We start from the raw sequence: 17,370 nt of genomic DNA, 5'->3' as shown, positions 1-17,370 counted from the left end.
TTAACTCCACCTTAGAGGAGGGAGTCTTAGCACCCGTTAGCATCGGATAAAGATTCTTGCTATATTATACCCTATCTGTGTAAAATGTACCCTTTAAAAGCAAAAGAAAAGGAAGCCACGGGCAATGGCTTCCTTTTCGAGGGATGGAATATGAAAAAATGGGTTGTATAGCGATTTGCTATGGTCATATAATACTAAAGAAATATGGAAAAACCATGGAAGACTATGGAAATAACATGAAAATTTTAATATTTTTTTGTGGCAGTATTTTGTGTTAGAATTATGAAGGAAAAAATAATGTAATGAGGTTTATATATGCGTATAATTACTGGCTCGGCCCGGGGCTGCAATTTAAAAACACCCAAAGGAATGAATACCCGCCCAACATCTGACAGGGTAAAGGAGTCACTATTCAGTATTTTGGGGCGCGAGGTCGTAGGCAAGAGAATACTTGATATATTTGCCGGTACCGGAGGCTTGGGGCTGGAGGCACTTAGCCGTGGGGCGGAGCATGCCTGCCTGGTCGATAAGGCTACAGCAGATATTTTGAAATACAATGCAGAGCATACACATTTGGCGGACAGAACAGAGATTTATAAAGGTGATGTATTTGCCATAATGCAACGTCTTTCCACTCAGGGAAAGGAGTTCGATGTGGTATTTTGTGATCCGCCATATCATTTAGGGCTTTGGGAGAGGGCTCTTTTATGGCTGGATTCCAGTGATATTCTGGCAGATGATGCTTTGATTATTGCCGAGATGGGTGGAGATGAGAATGATATTCCGGAGCTTCCCCACATGAGAATTTTGAGAAATCAGAAATATGGCAAAACAACCCAGATTTATATTTTCGAGTACAAGAAGGCAGGTGCGGACAAATGAGTTCAGCAATTTTTCCAGGAAGCTTTGACCCAGTTACCAATGGTCATCTCGATATAATAAAAAGAGCTGCCAAAATATTTGACCGGCTGGTGGTAGGGGTATTTAACAATATCAGAAAGCAGTCATTTCTGCCAGTGGAAGCCAGGGTGAAAGCCTTGAAGGAAGCAGTAGCGGATATAGGAAACGTGGAAGTGGTTTCCTTTGATGGGCTTTTGGCGGATTATATGATTGAGAATGATATCCAGGTTATTGTCCGTGGCCTTCGTTCCGTTACTGATTTTGAGTATGAGCAGGGACAGGCACAGATTATAAAGAGTATGCACCCTGAGCTGGATACATTTTTCCTGTTAACAAAGCCCAAATTGTCTTATGTAAGTTCTTCAGTGATAAGGGAAATGCACAAATTCGGTGGCGATATTAGCACGTTAGTACCAGAATCGGTCTTAATAGCTATTGAACATTTTAACAATAAATGATATCCTAATAAGGTAGATTATAATTAAGAAAGTGGGTTTGGGCTCATGGAAATGGAAATAGATAAGATCTTAGAAGAAATTGAGAATTTGGTTGCTTCTTCCAATCGAGTTCCTTTTTTGGATAAAGTTATGATAGATGACGTAGAGCTGTTTCGCCTGATGGATGTTTTGAGGAGTGAGCTTCCTCGGCAGATTCAGGAGGCAGGAGATATTGTCAATCGTCGTGATGAGATTATCAGTGCAGCTCAGATGGAAGCAGAGCGTTTGGTAGATGGTGCGAAGCGTGAGGCTGAGCAGACCATTGAGCGTGCTAATGCTTATGCCCAGAAGGCAGTTGACGAGAATGAGATTGTTGTGAGAGCCAAGGAACAGGAAAAGGCTATTATGGATCAGACTATGGCTGCCGCTCAGCAGATGAAGGATGAAACTGAGCAGTATGCTACTCAGCTCAGAACCAGTGCTGATGATTATGCCAACCAGATTTTTGACCATGTACTGGAGACTGTGGGCAGTGCCCTGCAGGCTGTTCAGGAGGCCAAGGGTCAGCTTAATAATCAGCAGTAATATAGGATATGTTTTGATTAGGATGTCGCAGATGCGGCATCCTTTTTTGCTTTGACAGAGGTAATTTTGCTTATGGCAAAATATGAAATATTGCGTTATAATAAAGTCAAATAGTCAATTAATCAATTAATTGTATAAGAAGGTGAGCTTATGAGCAATATTGCAGATTTGATTGAAGAATATATCCTGCGTCGGCTGGCTGAACAGCAGAATGGTCAGGTGGAACTGAGGCGTACCGATATAGCAGACGAAATATCCTGTGCGCCATCTCAGATCAGTTATGTTCTGAATACCCGCTTTACCCATGATAAGGGCTTTGCCGTCGAATCCCGTCGTGGTCTTGGTGGCTTTATCCGAATTGTGCGGGTACCTTTGCAGAATATTATTTATGAGGATATGGTCAGCAAAATTGACGCTGATACAGAATTTATAGAAATAAAGGGCATGGTACGTTATCTCATTCAACATCAGATGATTAATTCCCGGGAGGGAGCTCTGGTTATTCAGGCGGCAAACTGTGCCTATGATGGTATGGAGACTAAGGACAGGGTAAATATGCTAAAGACGTTGTTTATAACCCTGGCGGAATTTTCCCGTTAAATGACTTCGTGATAAGCTTATGGGAAGAAACAAATTGGCTCCCACAGAAGGGGGCATTCTAAAGGGTATTGTTAATTTTTTGCTTAGCTTTGGCATAGCGGTGGTATGGTTGTTCAGGTCACTTCTTAGGCTGTTGGCTAAGCCGTTTATCGGGAAAGGGAAGCAGCGGTAATGGCAAAATCAAAGACCATGTTTGTTTGTCAGGAGTGCGGCTATGATACTCCTAAATGGCTGGGAAAGTGTCCTGGTTGCGGTCAATGGAATACATTGGTGGAAGAGGTAATAAAGCCTGATAATACAAAACAGAGAGGGCTGAATTTGGGCCTTTCCAATCAGAGCAAGCCTTGTCCCATCAGCGATGTGGTGCTGGAAAAAATGCCCCGCATCACCACTGGTTCTGCTGAGCTGGACAGGGTGCTGGGAGGCGGCTTGATACCGGGCTCCATGGTGCTGATTGTGGGCGATCCTGGTATAGGTAAGTCAAGTCTTACGCTTAGAGTATGTGCCAATGAGGCCAGAGATGGCCGAAAGGTGCTGTATGTAACCGGCGAGGAAAGCGTACAGCAGGTTCGCATGCGTGCCGACCGTATTGATGCGGTTTCGGAGACCTTGATGGTGGTAAGCGAGACAAATCTTGAGGTTATAGAAAAGCATATTCTTGATCTTAAACCAGATATATTGGTTATTGACTCTATTCAGACCGTATTCCGCCCGGATATTCAAAGTGCTCCGGGTAGTGTCAGCCAGGTGCGGGAGTGTGCTGTGGAAATCCTGCGTGTAGCAAAAACAAATGGTATTGCAGCCTTTATCGTGGGACATGTGACCAAGGATGGGACCTTGGCTGGGCCAAGGGTTCTGGAGCACATTGTGGATACGGTGCTTTATTTCGAAGGTGGCAATAATGCCGAATACCGTATGCTGCGGGCCATAAAAAACCGTTTCGGCAGTACCAATGAAATTGGTGTATTTGAAATGCGTGATGTGGGCCTTGTGGATGTTTCCGATGCCTCGAAGCTGTTTTTGTCTGAGCGTCAGGATGATAATGGCAGCGTAATCGTGCCAACGGTGGAGGGATCACGACCTTTGTTGGTGGAGATTCAGGCCCTGGTGGCCAAGACACCCTATGTGCCACCTAAGAGAATTTCCGATTCAGTGGATCTAAAAAGACTGCAGCTTTTGTTGGCGGTCCTTGAAAAGAAGGTTCATCTTGCCATGGGGGCATGTGATGTATTTGTAAAGGCTGCGGGGGGAATACGCATCGATGAGCCAGCAGCGGATTTAGGGATTTGTGTTGCCATGGCCTCCAGCTTCGCCAGCAGACCCCTTCGCCCAGCCACAGTGGCCTTTGGTGAGGTGGGGCTCTCTGGGGAAATTCGAGCTGTAAGTCAGGCCGAAAACAGGGTTCGGGAGGCAAAACGCCTTGGCTTCAAGAGTATCGTATTGCCTCAGAAAAATTATGAGCAGCTTTTGGCTGATAAAAAGTTTACTGATATGACACTTTATGGAGTATCAAATATAACGGAAGCATTATCAAGTGCTATGCCAAGATAGCAAATATATACGGATAAAAGACACAGGGGCGGTTGCCTGGAGCAATTAGGAACCGTAACGTATAGAAACTTTTATTGCTTTTTTTCGCTATTGTTAATAGCAATACAAAGTTTTAGTTACGGTGATGTGCGACAGGGAATTGCCCCTGTGTCGTTTCTTGACATATTTTTTTTTATATGATAAAATTCATTCTTTTTTATTGACGAAATTTTTGGTATAATTTTACGTGTAGAGATGTCAATAGGGGGTGAATGTTTGCTGCAGATTGGTGACCGGGTAGTGTACCCGATGCATGGTGCTGGAGAAATCACTGGCATTGAAGAGTACGATGTTATGGGGCAAGGACAGATGAAGTCGTATTATGTCCTGGAGATGCCCATCGGCGGAATGAGAATTATGCTTCCTGCTGATAATATTGATAAGGTTGGTTTGCGAGAGGTCAGCCCAACTGACATGGTGGATAAGATCGAAGAAGTGCTTAAGGGCGACCCTGTCAAGGCTGTAGGAAGCTGGAATAAAAGGTTTCATGCAAACCTGAACCGTTTAAAGACTGGTGATATTTTGGAAGTAGCCGCTGTCCTTCGTAATCTTGTACTTCAGGACAGGATTAAAAAAATATCCAGCGGCGAACGTCGCCTATTAGATACGGCGAAGCAGATTTTTTTGACGGAAATGGTATATGTCCTGGATGGCACCATGGAGACGACTGAAGCATGGCTTCAGAAGATGTTAGAGCGAGAAAATTGATTTTATGGTTGCAATGGAAAGATTTAGGCTGCACTGCCATAGCGTTGGGTAATGGTATCGCAGCCACTTTTCATTTTATTTTAAATTATGTGGTAAAGGAGGTGAGAAAGATGTTGGAAAAAGTTTTAAGAGTATTTGTGGTTGCATTGCTGGCGATTATTGGCGGTATTGCAATGCATATTGCCAGCCCGTTTTTGACGGAGCTTATCAGTACAGAGGTATTAAAGAGTGAGCTCGGCCTTTTCAAGATGACAGCGGCTCATCTGATATTTCTACTGTTGGGTATTGCAGCTGGTGCAGCAATAGGTTATACAACATCACCTTATTTCGCTTCCAAGCTTCAGAGATTTTCAGTCTGGGTTGAGGGGCAGCTAAACAAAATGCCATTGCATGATGTTATAGCTGGACTTATTGGCCTGGCAATAGGACTTATAATTGCTAATTTGTTAGGTATAGCATTTTCCAAGATACCTGTTGTGGGAGATTATATTCCTGGTATCTTCAGTATCATTTTTGGTTATTTAGGGATTCATATAGTTATTCGTAAGCAGAAGGAATTAGGTGACCTTATTGGCAAGCTCCCGAGATTTTTCAAGGAAACCAGCCAGCATGTGGAACAATCTCGCAACAATAAAAAGATTAAAGGGGCAGGCCTTGATGCCATTAAGGAATTTGCTTCATCTCAGATTCCTTGCAAGCTGCTGGATACCAGCGTAATCATCGATGGACGCATTGCAGATATTTGCCGCACTGGCTTTATAGACGGTAAGCTGCTGATTCCGGTTTTTGTGCTGGAGGAATTACAGCATATTGCTGATATGTCAGATTCTCTTAAGCGGGTTCGTGGAAGACGGGGACTGGATATTTTGCAGCAGCTTCAAAATGAATTCGGCTCTCAGGTTGAGATTGTAAATCACGATTTTGATGATATTACTGAAGTGGATTCCAAGCTGGTGGAGCTGGGGCAGCTTACTGGGGGGAAAATCATAACCAATGATTATAACCTTAATAAGGTGGCAGAGCTTAGAGGTGTTTCCGTTCTTAATATCAACGAGCTGTCAAATGCCATTAAGCCAGTGGCTATTCCAGGTGAGAGCATGAAGGTTCAGATTGTTCGTGAAGGAAAGGAACAAGGCCAGGGCGTGGCTTACTTGGAGGATGGTACCATGATTGTGGTGGAAAACGGTCGTCGATACATTAACGAAAACATTACGGTGGAGGTTACTTCTGCTCTGCAGACTGCTGCTGGCAGAATGATTTTTGCCAAACCGGTGGTTTGATTATTGTTTGATTCAAAAACTAAAGGTTTAGGGCTCCTTTGGAGCCCTTTTCTGATATTTCGGTAATTCTGGAGGTACTATGGTTACAGTTATTTTTCCTGCCGCAGGCAAGGGGAGCAGAATGCAGGCCGGCATGAATAAAGTGTTTATGCCATTAGGTGGTGTACCAATACTCATCAGAACCCTGTTGCAGTATTCCAGCTGTTCTGAAATTGATCAGATGGTGGTCGTTGTGGCTGCTGCAGAGGTGGATTTTGTTAAATCCGTACTGAGTAAGGTGCAGAGGTTGAAGCCTTATAATGTTGTGGCGGGAGGCAGTGAACGACAATACTCTGTACTGAATGGTATAAAAAGCGTCAATGGAAGTGATGATGATATTATTCTGGTCCATGATGCAGCCCGTCCTCTTATCAGCCATGAAACCATAACTGCAGTAATTGATGGTGCCAAAAAGTATGGCGGTGTAATTGCGGCGGTGGCTGCCAAGAATACCATTAAGGTCTGTGATAATGAAGGGGTGGTCAAGGAAACCCCGGACCGTTCAACTTTGTGGGAAATACAGACACCTCAGGGATTTACGAGAAAAATACTTCTTGAGGCCAACGACAGAGCCCAAGCTGAAGGCTTTTTGGGTACAGATGATGCCAGTCTGGTGGAGCGTATTGGTCATCCGGTTCATATAGTAAAAAGCGATTACAGGAATATAAAGATTACCACACCGGAGGATATAATTGTGGGGGAGGCTTTTATTAAGAGCCAGGAGCAAAGCCGGCTTATTGAGAAAAATAAACGGATTATGGTTGAAATAAATGATTTAATCAAAGATTGCTGGCAATAGGAGGCGGTTTTATGACAAGATTTGGTATGGGCTATGATGTTCATCAGCTTACTGAAAATAGAAAGCTTATTATTGGTGGCGTGGATATTCCCTTTGAAAAGGGATTGTTAGGCCATTCTGATGCGGATGTGCTGCTTCATGCCATTGCAGATGCCCTGTTGGGGGCGGCAGCCCTGGGGGATATTGGCAAGCATTTCCCGGACACAGATGCTCGTTACAAGGGAATATCCAGTATTATTCTTTTGGAGCATGTGGGCAAGCTTCTGCATGAAAAGGGCTATTCCGTTGGCAATGTGGATGCCACCATTGTGGCTCAGCGTCCAAAGATGCTGCCACATATTCCACAGATGCGGGAAAACATTGCCAAAGCCCTGAATGTGGATGTGGACAGAATCAATGTAAAGGCCACTACGGAGGAGCATCTTGGCTTCACTGGCAATGGACAGGGGATTTCCTCTTACGCAGTTGCAGGAATAGAGGGCTAATGATAAAATGAGATTTATTCAGTTGAATTTACCCATCAAAGGAGTATATAGAGGTTATGTTGAAAGTTTATAATACCTTAACACGCAAAAAAGAGGAGTTTATTCCACAGGAGCCGGGAAAGGTAGGCATGTATGTCTGTGGTGTAACTCCTTATAACTATCCTCATATTGGTAATGCCCGTCCCTTTGTGACTTGGGATGTTATTAAGCGTTATTTGAGAAATCGTGGCTTTGAGGTAAAGCACATTCAGAACTTTACTGACATGGATGACAAGATTATCAAGGCTGCCAATACTGAGGGAGTTTCCTGGGAGACCATTACCGAGCGCTATATTGACGGCTATTTTAAGTCTATTGATGCCCTTAATGTTCAGCGTGCAGATCTCTATCCTAAGGTTACGGAGCATATTCCTGACATTATCAATATGGTTCAGCGAATTATTGATAACGGCTTTGGCTATGTCATTGACGGGGATGTATACTTCAGTGTTGAGAAATTCCCTGAGTATGGTAAGCTCTCCGGCCGCAAGCTGGAGGACATGCAGGCGGGAGCCAGAGTAGAGGTGGACAGCCGCAAGCATAATCCAATGGATTTTGCCCTTTGGAAGTCTGCAAAGCCAGGGGAACCATTCTGGGAAAGCCCATGGGGTAAGGGTCGTCCAGGCTGGCACATCGAATGCTCCACCATGTCCCTTAAGTATTTGGGAGAAACCTTTGATTTCCATGGTGGTGGCAGTGACCTTATCTTCCCTCACCATGAGAATGAGATTGCCCAGTCCCAGTGCTGCTGTGGTAATTATAAGAGTTTTGCCCAGTATTGGCTTCACAATGGCTTTATTACCATTGATAACGAGAAAATGAGCAAGTCTTTGAATAACTTTATTACAGTACCAGATATTTTGAAGCAGTATCCTGGTGAAGTTGTTCGCTTCTTCATTTTGCGTACCCATTACAGAAGTCCGTTGGATTTCAGTGAAGAACGTATCAAGGAGGCCCAGGCTGGTCTTTTGCGCCTGAAAAACGCCTTTGACCTTGGTAATGAGGTGCTGGAGAAGGCAGGCACTACAGAAAAGGATAATCAGCTGGAAGAAATTGCTGAAAAGGCAATGGCTGATTTTTATGAGGCCATGGATGATGACTTCAACACCGCTCTGGCTATTGGCTATATGTTTACACTGTCCAAGGAAATTAATACCTATGCCAACAATGTAATTAATAAGGGAACTGAGTTTGATGCAGTTCACTTTGGTAAGCTGATGCAGGTTTATAAGGATATGGCAGCTGTAATTGGTATTTTTGAAAGCTCCCTTGAAATGCCTGAAGCTGATGACGGGGCTGGAATTTCTTCAGAGGAAATTGAGGCGCTTATTGCTGAAAGAGCTGAGGCCAAGAAAAACAAGAATTGGGGACGGGCTGATGAAATTCGTGACAGTTTAAAGGCTCAGGGCATTATTCTTGAGGATTCTGCAGCCGGAACCAAATGGAAGAAAGCGTAAAATATGACATTTGAGCATTTAAAGAAGCTAGTTGATATGATGTTCGTGGATGATGGCAATGGTGGTGTTCAGCAGAGATATGATTCTGTTGACCCCAAAAGCCTTAATCCCTTGGTGTTGGCCTATATAGGGGATGCCTATTTTCACCTGTTTGTAAGGGGACGAATTCTTTCCTATGAGCAGAGCAAGGTTCAGGTGCTGCATCAGTTCAGCGCTCAGATTGTATCTGCTGTGTGGCAGGATAAGGCATATCGTGGTATCGAATCCATGCTGACAGAGGAAGAAAAGGCTGTCTACAAGCGTGGTCGCAATGCCAAAAGTCATGCCCCAAGAAGTGCCAGTGTAGCCCAGTATCATTCCAGCACAGGCTTTGAAGCCTTATTGGGATATCTGTATCTCATGGAAAGAAGCGAACGCCTTTATGAGCTGGCGGAAGAGTCGTTTAAGATTATTTCCAAGGCCATGATGGATGAAATATCAAATAAGAAATAAATTTTGTGTATATATTAATTGGAGAAAAACTATGATAAAGGTTAAATTATTGGAGCATACTCCTGAGCCAGAGCGTGTTGTGGCTATGTCTGCAAGACTTTGCTATTCTGCCTCCGGCGCTGAGGAGCTGTCAGAGCGAATGACTGATGAGCAGGTTCAGAAGCTGCTGGCCAAGATTATTAAAATGGGTCATGCCTCCACCATGGAGCACGTTTCGTTTACATTCGGCATTGAAGGTGTATCCCGTGTGCTGACTCATCAGCTGGTACGCCATCGTCTGGCATCCTATAGCCAGCAGTCACAGCGTTATGTGGCAGAGCATGATTTCGAGTATATCCTGCCACCAAGTATTGAGGAAAAGCCTGAGGCCAAGGAGCGCTTCCAGAGTTTAATGGATGATATTCAGAAGGCTTATAATGAATTGGCTGATATGGGAATTCCTAAGGAGGATGCCAGATATGTGCTGGCAAATGCCACTGAAACCAAGATTGTGGTAACCATGAATGCCCGTTCTTTGATGCACTTTTTTAATCTTCGTTGCTGCAACCGTGCTCAGTGGGAAATTCGTGAGCTTGCTTATAAGATGCTGGAACAGGCGAAGAAGGTTGCACCGCTTCTGTTTAAAAATGCAGGAGCCTCCTGTGTGGCCACCGGCCATTGCCCTGAGGGTGCCATGACCTGTGGTAAATTTGCTGAAATGATAAAGATGAGAGAAGACTGATATGGATAATAAAAAAAGTCCTGTACGAGAAATGCCCGAGGATATGGTGGCTGGACGCAATGCGGTTATGGAAGCATTAAAGGGCAGTCGCAGCGTCAATAAAATTATGGTGGCCAAGGGCAGCAATGAAGGCTCAATTAAGGAAATAATTGCTGTGGCCAAGGAGAAGGGCGTTAATATTATGTACATGGAGCGCAGTAAAATTGACTCCATGGCCCGGGGAATCCGTCATCAGGGGGTACTGGCCCAGGTGGCACCAGTCCAGTATGTGGAGCTGGAGGATATCTTACAGATTGCCCGGGATAAGAATGAGCCTCCATTTATCCTGTTATTGGATGAGCTGGAGGACCCGCATAATTTGGGAGCTCTCCTTCGTACTGCTGATGCAGCCGGTGTTCATGGGGTGCTGATTCCTAAAAGGCGTAGTGTGCCTTTGTCTGCAACTGTGGCCAAAACCTCTGCCGGTGCAGTGGAATATGTGCCAGTAGCCCGTATTGGAAATATGGTGCAGACTATTCGCCGTTTAAAGGATGAGGGGCTGTGGGTAGCTGCTGCAGATATGGATGGCACTGACTATTATGAGGCTGATATGACAGGACCGTTGTTATTGATCGTGGGCAGTGAGGGCCATGGTGTTGGCCGTCTTGTAAAGGAGCAGTGCGACTTTGTTGTGCGTATACCAATGATGGGAAAGATCAATTCACTGAATGCATCTGTGGCAGGCTCCATTCTCATGTATGAGGCCATGAAGCAGAGAATTCAAAGGGGCTAGCTATAATGAAGAAAAAGCCAAGAGAATATTATATTATTGATGGCTATAATGTAATCAATTCCTGGCCGGAGCTCATGAAGCTAAGAAATAATCTGGCTGAGGCCAGGGATACCCTTGTCCATCTTTTGTCAGAATATGGTGCTTATGAGCGTTACGAAATGATAGTGGTTTTTGATGCCCTGTTTACCGATTCCGAGGAACATGTGGAAAAGGTGAATGAACACTTTACGGTGGTATATACAGGCAAGGGGGAAACTGCTGACAGCTACATTGAGCGCAATGCCTATGAGTATGTTCGTTTGGGTAAGGAGGTCCACGTGGTCACTTCTGACGGGGCGGAGCAGTCTGTTATTTTAGGTGCCGGAGCCTATCGTCACCCTTCCAAGGAATTTCATCGTATATTGAAGCGGGCCAAGAAAGAATTACGGCGTGAGTATCTGAATAAGCCGGTATTCCCTATTTCCCGCAATGAAATCAGCAGCCATCTTGATGCTGATACTTTGGCAAAATTAGATGCACTTCGTAAAATGAAATAGGCAAAATAAATATCAATTATAGTTAATTTGGGGAAATAGTTGTAACTCTTGATTATTTTTTTGCTGGGCTGTATAATCAATTTGTGGGCTGTATATAAAGATATGAAACAGTCTGACAGTTTATAGGGGGCAGGGGCTTAATGGAAAACAGCTTGTTGACCTGGGATGAATCCTTTGATGATTACATTGATCTTCCCGATGAAGATGTGATAGTAAAAATTCAGGATAATCAAGATGGCGTGGCCATGGATTATCTTATAAATAAGTACAGAAATTTTGTCAGAGCCAAGGCACGTTCTTACTTTCTTATTGGTGCTGACAGGGAGGATATTATCCAGGAGGGCATGATTGGCCTTTATAAAGCCATCAGGGACTTCCGTAATGATAAGCTGTCTTCATTTAGAGCTTTTGCTGAGCTGTGTGTTACCCGGCAGATTATTACTGCTATTAAAACCGCTACCAGACAGAAGCATATTCCACTTAACTCTTATATTTCGTTAAATAAGCCGATTTATGATGAGGACTCTGACCGCACCCTATTGGATGTTTTGTCCGGTGCCAAGGTAACCGATCCTGAGGAATTGGTTATCAGCCGTGAGGAGTTTATTGATATTGAGGCCAAGATGGAAGACATCCTCTCTGATCTGGAGTGGTGTGTTCTTATGGCATATCTCGATGGAAAGTCTTATCAGGAAATAGCGTTGGACCTGGACCGTCATGTTAAATCCATAGATAATGCTTTGCAGCGTGTTAAACGCAAGCTGGAGCGCTATATGGAAATGAACGGAAATGAAGTAGATATTGGAACTATATATAAGGGACTTACGACAATTAAGCGTAGGGGCCGTATTTTCTCTGAGATTAAAAAAGGAGAAGGGGTGCAGTGATGCGCCTCTTTTTTTATATATAAATATTTTTTATAACGTCATTGTTAAAATTTTTCCTTTTTATATAGAAATAACATACAGGGGTACTTTTTTTTTAAGAGAAGTACAATTTAAAAGTATAACGGGCTTTACAGTGGGCCTTTTTGTTGACAAGTTTACAATCAGTATATTATACTCTTTATTAATGGCGTTTATTGTAACATAAATGTAATCTTTACAAGATACAATTATGTTAAAACGCATAAAGGGGTTAAGGAGGGGTTTATATGGATGGTTATGCAACACTGGGAATTTTTTTCATCATGGCTTTGGGCTTTCCTATTGCGCCAATTATTATTGCCAATATTATTCAGCCTAAACAACCAACCAATGAAAAAGATATCCCCTATGAATGTGGTGTAAATACCATTGGAAAGAACAATGTGCAGTTTCATATAGGCTATTTTATGTACGCACTTGTCTTTCTGCTGTTTGATGTTGAGACAGTATTCCTTTATCCATGGGCTGTAAAATACAGCCAGCTGGGCCTTTTTGCACTGGTGGAAATGCTGGTGTTTGTGGGGATATTAACAATAGGTCTCTGGTATGCGTGGAAGAAGGGGGCGCTCTCATGGAAATAGTAGATATCGTGCCACCTGAGCTGAAAAATAATGTTATTGTTACCAGCGTGGATGCACTTTTTAAATGGGGTAAATCCAACTCCATTTGGCCGTTGTCATCTGGTCTGGCCTGCTGCTCCATTGAAATGATGTGTGCTGCTGCTTCCAGATTTGACTTGGCACGTTTTGGTTACGAGGTATTTCGTTCCTGTCCTCGCCAGTCTGACCTTCTTATCGTTGCAGGAACCTTAACATGGAAGATGACACCACCGCTTATTCGTCTCTACGAGGAGATGCCTGAGCCAAAGTATGTTATTGCCATGGGCAACTGTAATATCGGTGGCGGACCTTTCGCAGATTCCTATTCGGTGGTGACGGGGCTGGACAAAATTATGCCGGTGGATGTATATCTGCCTGGTTGTCCTCCAAGACCAGAGGCTCTTATTGATGCTATGCTTAAGCTGAAAAAGCTGATTCGTCATCCTGAGCTGGGCCGCGATGCCGCGGATGCCAAGGCTCTCAGCAGAGCTAATCTGGAACTGATGACCCGTCCTGTACGCAATGTGGAAGAAAGGGCGGAATAATATGGGAACTTATTTTGAATTAGAGAAGCTGGAGCTTTTGAAGGCCCAGTTTGATACAGCTGAATATGATACAGAGCAGGCTGAGCCAGCCCTGTATATTGGTAAGGAACAGCTCTTGGAGCTTATGCGGGTATTGAGGGAGACTCCTACCTATTCCTTCGACCGTATGGGTATGCTGACGGCAGTGGATTATAAGGAATATATTGAAATGGTATATAGTCTTTATTCCCGCCGTTATGACAAGTGGGTTACAGTAAAGGTAAAGCTTGACAGGGATAACCCAGAGGTGGAATCCATGACTCAGATTTGGGAAGGCACCAATTTTGAGGAAAGGGAGACCTATGATCTCATGGGAGTTAAATTCTTGCACCATCCGGATCTTCGTCGTATTCTGATGCCGGATAACTATGAGGCACATCCTTTAAGAAAGGATTTTGTACCTCTGGAGCCTAGAATCGAAGGAGGAGTGCTGACATGGCACAAACAGAGAAGTATGTCTTAAACATGGGACCTCAGCATCCAAGTACCCATGGTGTACTTCAGGTTCAGGTGGAGCTTGACGGTGAAAATATCGTTGGCGCAAAGCCTGTAATGGGTTACCTCCATCGTGGTATTGAAAAGCTGATGGAATCCCGCACTTATGTTCAGTGTGTCCCATTTACCGACAGACTGGATTATGTGTCCGCCATGAATAATAACCTTGGCTTTTGTATGGCTGTGGAAAAGCTGGCGGGGATTGAGGTGCCTGAGCGTGCAGAGTTCATAAGGGTAATTTGTGCTGAGCTTAACAGAATTGCCAGTCACCATGTATTTATCGGTTCTTTGACCAATGACCTTGGTTCTGCCACTGGTATGATTTACGCGTTCCGTGACAGAGAAAAGATTCTGGATTTATTTAATATTATCTGTGGCGCACGCATGACAGCCCACTACATTCGTATTGGCGGTGTGGCAGCTGATGCCCAGGATGAATTTTTAAGGGATACCCAAAAGTTCATTGATTATGTGCCGGAAATGCTGGATGAGTACAATAAACTGTTCAGTGGCAATGAAATTTTCCAGGCCCGTATGAAAAAGACTTCCATTATAACTAAGGAAATGGCCCTGAAGTTTGGCATGTCCGGCCCGAATATCAGAGCCAGCGGTGTGGATTATGATATCCGCAAGATCGATAAGTATGGTGCCTATGGCAAATTTGATTTTGACGTACCTTTGGGCAAGCGTGGCGATAACTGGGACCGTTACATGATTCGCATGAAGGAAATCGCTGAAAGTGCAAAGATTATTCAGCAGGCACTGGATAATATGCCAGAGGGACCTTATATGGCCAAGGTGCCAAAGGTTCTGCGTCCACCTAAGGGCGATGCATATCATCGCGTGGAAAATACCCGTGGTGAGCTTGGCTTCTATATTGTAAGTGATGGCTCCACCAAGCCGTACCGTGTTCACATCCGTCGTCCATCCTTTGTAAATCTTCAGGCGCTGGACACCATGTGTAAGGGAATGCTGCTGGCTGATGCCGTTACAGCATTTGCTACCATTGACCCTCTCATGGGCGAGGTAGATTGTTAATACAGATAGGCAGGTGGAAATATGCATAGCGGAATTCTTTACTCTTTGGGGCAGTCCCTTAGAGAAATTCTGACGTCATTGATAGGCGTTCCTATTTTAGTAGATCTTCTTATGACGATAATATGCGCAACGATTCTCCTTTTGATTATGGCTACCTCAGCCTTGGTATTTACCCTTGGAGAAAGAAAAATCTGCGCATTTATCCAGGTTCGTATCGGACCAAACCGGGTAGGTCCCGGTGGTTTGCTTCAGTCTGTGGCAGATATGCTTAAGCTGATGGACAAGGAGGACATTGTTCCACGTGGTATTGATAAGTGGCTTTGGGTGTTATCCCCAATCCTTTTGTTGGTACCATCTGCATTGATTTATGCCTTCTTCCCATTTGATGATGGCGTTATATTGGCAGATGTTAATGTGGGCTTGTTCCTGCTTATTGCCATAACTTCCCAGACCATTTTGCCATTTCTCATGGGCGGCTACTCCTCAAACAGCAAATACTCCCTGATAGGTGGTATGCGTACTGTAGCTCAGATGCTGGGCTATGAGGTACCTATGGTATTCGCCCTTATGGGTATCGTAATGATTACTGGTTCTTTGAAAATGAGTGCCATTGTGGAGGCTCAAAGCGACGTTTGGTTTATCGTGCTGCAGCCATTGGCATTCCTCATTTATATTGTTACTGCTCTTGTAGAGAGCAACCGTCCTCCGTTCAACATTGTAGAGGGTGAATCTGAGATTATTGCCGGTCCGTTTACGGAGTATACTGGTATGCGCTGGGCTCTGTTTTTCCTGGCTGAGTTTTCAAATCTCATGTGCATTGGTATTTTAACCACGACCCTGTTCCTGGGAGGCTGGCACGGCCCTGATTTCCTGCCGGGATTCTGCTGGTTCTGGATAAAGACCCTTTTATGTGTACTGTTTTATCAGTGGGTGGGTTGGACCTTCCCTCGTGCCAGAGTGGACAGCATGCTGTCCTTCGGCTGGAAGGTGCTGCTGCCAATCGCTCTTATTAACGTACTGCTGACTGGTGTTGGTATCTATGTTTACAATGTAATGTGATAGGAGGCTTCATTATGTGGGGCAAAGGACTTATTACAGGAATGAAGGTTACCTGGGGCCACTGGTTTGGCAAGAAGGAAACCGTTTATTATCCTGAAGAAAAGCTGCCAATGACTGAACGCTTCCGTGGTGGTCATCTGGCATTTGATGAAGAAAAATGTATCGGCTGCAAGCTGTGTGCCATAGGCTGTCCAAATGCGGCACTGGATCTTACGGTGTCCGTGGACGAAAATAAAAAACGTCACATGGAATCCTATATTCACCAGATTGGCCGTTGTATGTATTGTGATTTGTGCATTGAGGCATGTCCTACCAAGGCAATTACTTGGGATAAGAACTATGAATTCGCTTCTTATTTCAAGGAGGACATGACCTATGATGCATTGGTAGAGGCTCGGAACAGGAGGGGTAATAATGAATGAAATGATTAGTACCCTGGTGTTCTACGCAATGGCCATGGTGATTTTGGGTACAGCTTTGGGGGTTGTAATGAGCCGTAATCTGGTTCACAGCGCACTTTTGATGACTGCCTGCTTTATCGGTGTTGGTATGCTGTTCTTTTATCTGGATGCTGATTTTCTGGGGGCCATGGAGTTTATGCTGTACTCCGGTGGTGTAGCAATTCTGGTGGTAATGGGTGTCATGCTTACCAAGCGTCATGACGGACCTCCGGGGAACCCATTTAACAACAACACAATTCTGGCATTAGGCGGTGCGGGACTGTTTGTTCTGGTGATGATTGGTGTGGTGATTTCTACACCAGCTCCTGCCGGTGGCTACGTTTCTCCTGATACTGTCAACGAACTGGCGGATATGATGCTGAACAAGTATATCCTGCCATTTGAAATTGCAGCAACGCTGCTGTTGGCTGCCCTTGTGGGAGCTATTATCTTGGCGAAGGGGGATGGAGAAGCATGAGTATCGGATTGGGTCATTGCCTGCTCCTGGCTGCAATGCTGTTTTCCATTGGCCTTTACGGAGCGCTGGCAAAGCGTAATATTATTGCAATTCTCATGGGTATTGAGCTTATGCTTAATGCCGTAAATATCAATTTTGTTGCCTTCAACCGCTTCACTGTTGTTTCAGACCTGACAGGTCAGCTGATGACAGTTTTTGCCATTACCGTGGGCGTAGCTGAGGTGGCAATTGGTGTGGCGCTGGCTTATCGCATCTACAATGACAGATTAACTATCAATGTGGATGAGCTGGATAATATGAAGGGATAAGGG

General features: G+C 44.4%; 24 protein-coding genes. All 24 read left to right on the top strand.

Features of this window, described 5'->3' with window-relative positions:
* The first annotated feature begins 315 nt into the window (after positions 1-315).
* The 24 genes from rsmD to nuoK all read left to right on the top strand — a co-directional run bounded on the left by rsmD (position 316) and on the right by nuoK (position 17,367).
* Positions 316-882 (top strand): 16S rRNA (guanine(966)-N(2))-methyltransferase RsmD, encoded by a 567-nt coding sequence (rsmD, locus tag B6K08_RS03770; protein ID WP_039210695.1) that lies wholly within the window; start codon positions 316-318, stop codon positions 880-882.
* Complete coding sequence (gene coaD / locus B6K08_RS03765; protein ID WP_039210697.1) at positions 879-1,358, top strand: pantetheine-phosphate adenylyltransferase; 480 nt, start codon at positions 879-881, stop codon at positions 1,356-1,358. Before rsmD ends, coaD begins: the two co-directional genes overlap by 4 nt.
* A gap of 45 nt (positions 1,359-1,403) precedes the next feature.
* Positions 1,404-1,922, top strand: coding sequence for a hypothetical protein (locus B6K08_RS03760; protein WP_051555462.1), 519 nt, complete (start codon positions 1,404-1,406; stop codon positions 1,920-1,922).
* Positions 1,923-2,072: 150 nt separating this feature from the next.
* Complete coding sequence (locus tag B6K08_RS03755; RefSeq protein ID WP_039210700.1) at positions 2,073-2,522, top strand: CtsR family transcriptional regulator; 450 nt, start codon at positions 2,073-2,075, stop codon at positions 2,520-2,522.
* A 19-nt stretch (positions 2,523-2,541) separates the two neighbouring features.
* Positions 2,542-2,694 (top strand): hypothetical protein, encoded by a 153-nt coding sequence (locus B6K08_RS13690; RefSeq protein WP_159446680.1) that lies wholly within the window; start codon positions 2,542-2,544, stop codon positions 2,692-2,694.
* Positions 2,694-4,073: a DNA repair protein RadA gene (gene radA, locus B6K08_RS03750; protein WP_039210702.1), complete on the top strand. Its 1,380-nt coding sequence runs from the start codon at positions 2,694-2,696 to the stop codon at positions 4,071-4,073. The genes B6K08_RS13690 and radA overlap by 1 nt, the downstream gene beginning before the upstream one ends.
* Positions 4,074-4,328: 255 nt before the next feature.
* Complete coding sequence (locus B6K08_RS03745; protein ID WP_039210704.1) at positions 4,329-4,820, top strand: CarD family transcriptional regulator; 492 nt, start codon at positions 4,329-4,331, stop codon at positions 4,818-4,820.
* A 110-nt stretch (positions 4,821-4,930) separates the two neighbouring features.
* Entirely contained in the window at positions 4,931-6,100 is a 1,170-nt protein-coding gene (locus B6K08_RS03740; protein WP_039210765.1) for a PIN/TRAM domain-containing protein, read from the top strand.
* 79 nt (positions 6,101-6,179) lie between these two features.
* Positions 6,180-6,938 carry a 2-C-methyl-D-erythritol 4-phosphate cytidylyltransferase gene (gene ispD / locus B6K08_RS03735; protein WP_080325415.1) on the top strand — a complete coding sequence of 253 codons (759 nt, stop codon included), beginning with the start codon at positions 6,180-6,182 and terminating at the stop codon, positions 6,936-6,938.
* 11 nt (positions 6,939-6,949) lie between these two features.
* The gene (ispF, locus tag B6K08_RS03730) at positions 6,950-7,423 is read left to right on the top strand and encodes a 2-C-methyl-D-erythritol 2,4-cyclodiphosphate synthase (RefSeq protein WP_039210709.1); all 474 of its coding nucleotides are present in this window, start codon (positions 6,950-6,952) and stop codon (positions 7,421-7,423) included.
* 56 nt (positions 7,424-7,479) lie between these two features.
* Complete coding sequence (gene cysS / locus B6K08_RS03725) at positions 7,480-8,919, top strand: cysteine--tRNA ligase (RefSeq protein ID WP_039210711.1); 1,440 nt, start codon at positions 7,480-7,482, stop codon at positions 8,917-8,919.
* 3 nt (positions 8,920-8,922) lie between these two features.
* The gene (locus B6K08_RS03720) at positions 8,923-9,411 is read left to right on the top strand and encodes a Mini-ribonuclease 3 (RefSeq protein ID WP_080325414.1); all 489 of its coding nucleotides are present in this window, start codon (positions 8,923-8,925) and stop codon (positions 9,409-9,411) included.
* 31 nt (positions 9,412-9,442) lie between these two features.
* Entirely contained in the window at positions 9,443-10,132 is a 690-nt protein-coding gene (gene thyX, locus B6K08_RS03715; RefSeq protein ID WP_037330021.1) for an FAD-dependent thymidylate synthase, read from the top strand.
* Position 10,133: 1 nt separating this feature from the next.
* Complete coding sequence (rlmB, locus tag B6K08_RS03710) at positions 10,134-10,904, top strand: 23S rRNA (guanosine(2251)-2'-O)-methyltransferase RlmB (protein ID WP_234985200.1); 771 nt, start codon at positions 10,134-10,136, stop codon at positions 10,902-10,904.
* Between the two features lie 2 nt (positions 10,905-10,906).
* Positions 10,907-11,440, top strand: a complete 534-nt coding sequence (locus B6K08_RS03705) for an NYN domain-containing protein (protein WP_027397250.1) — start codon at positions 10,907-10,909, stop codon at positions 11,438-11,440.
* 140 nt (positions 11,441-11,580) lie between these two features.
* The gene (gene sigH, locus B6K08_RS03700; RefSeq protein WP_027397251.1) at positions 11,581-12,327 is read left to right on the top strand and encodes an RNA polymerase sporulation sigma factor SigH; all 747 of its coding nucleotides are present in this window, start codon (positions 11,581-11,583) and stop codon (positions 12,325-12,327) included.
* A gap of 266 nt (positions 12,328-12,593) precedes the next feature.
* Positions 12,594-12,947 carry an NADH-quinone oxidoreductase subunit A gene (locus B6K08_RS03695; RefSeq protein ID WP_027397252.1) on the top strand — a complete coding sequence of 118 codons (354 nt, stop codon included), beginning with the start codon at positions 12,594-12,596 and terminating at the stop codon, positions 12,945-12,947.
* Positions 12,938-13,510: an NADH-quinone oxidoreductase subunit B gene (locus B6K08_RS03690; protein ID WP_080325412.1), complete on the top strand. Its 573-nt coding sequence runs from the start codon at positions 12,938-12,940 to the stop codon at positions 13,508-13,510. Before B6K08_RS03695 ends, B6K08_RS03690 begins: the two co-directional genes overlap by 10 nt.
* A gap of 1 nt (position 13,511) precedes the next feature.
* Positions 13,512-14,012, top strand: coding sequence for an NADH-quinone oxidoreductase subunit C (locus B6K08_RS03685; protein WP_039210717.1), 501 nt, complete (start codon positions 13,512-13,514; stop codon positions 14,010-14,012).
* On the top strand, positions 13,985-15,082 hold the full coding sequence (locus B6K08_RS03680) for an NADH-quinone oxidoreductase subunit D (protein ID WP_039210719.1): 1,098 nt from the start codon (positions 13,985-13,987) through the stop codon (positions 15,080-15,082). Before B6K08_RS03685 ends, B6K08_RS03680 begins: the two co-directional genes overlap by 28 nt.
* A gap of 21 nt (positions 15,083-15,103) precedes the next feature.
* Positions 15,104-16,141, top strand: a complete 1,038-nt coding sequence (gene nuoH, locus B6K08_RS03675; protein ID WP_080325411.1) for an NADH-quinone oxidoreductase subunit NuoH — start codon at positions 15,104-15,106, stop codon at positions 16,139-16,141.
* A gap of 14 nt (positions 16,142-16,155) precedes the next feature.
* Positions 16,156-16,563 carry a NuoI/complex I 23 kDa subunit family protein gene (locus B6K08_RS03670; protein ID WP_039210724.1) on the top strand — a complete coding sequence of 136 codons (408 nt, stop codon included), beginning with the start codon at positions 16,156-16,158 and terminating at the stop codon, positions 16,561-16,563.
* The gene (locus tag B6K08_RS03665; protein ID WP_039210726.1) at positions 16,556-17,059 is read left to right on the top strand and encodes an NADH-quinone oxidoreductase subunit J family protein; all 504 of its coding nucleotides are present in this window, start codon (positions 16,556-16,558) and stop codon (positions 17,057-17,059) included. Before B6K08_RS03670 ends, B6K08_RS03665 begins: the two co-directional genes overlap by 8 nt.
* Positions 17,056-17,367 (top strand): NADH-quinone oxidoreductase subunit NuoK, encoded by a 312-nt coding sequence (gene nuoK / locus B6K08_RS03660; protein WP_027397258.1) that lies wholly within the window; start codon positions 17,056-17,058, stop codon positions 17,365-17,367. Before B6K08_RS03665 ends, nuoK begins: the two co-directional genes overlap by 4 nt.
* Positions 17,368-17,370: the final 3 nt, after the last annotated feature.

This window comes from Anaerovibrio lipolyticus DSM 3074, assembly GCF_900141865.1.
Taxonomy (GTDB): domain Bacteria; phylum Bacillota; class Negativicutes; order Selenomonadales; family Selenomonadaceae; genus Anaerovibrio; species Anaerovibrio lipolyticus.
The sequence above is the reverse complement of the archived record's forward strand: the minus strand, read 5'-3'. Positions and strand labels throughout refer to the sequence as shown.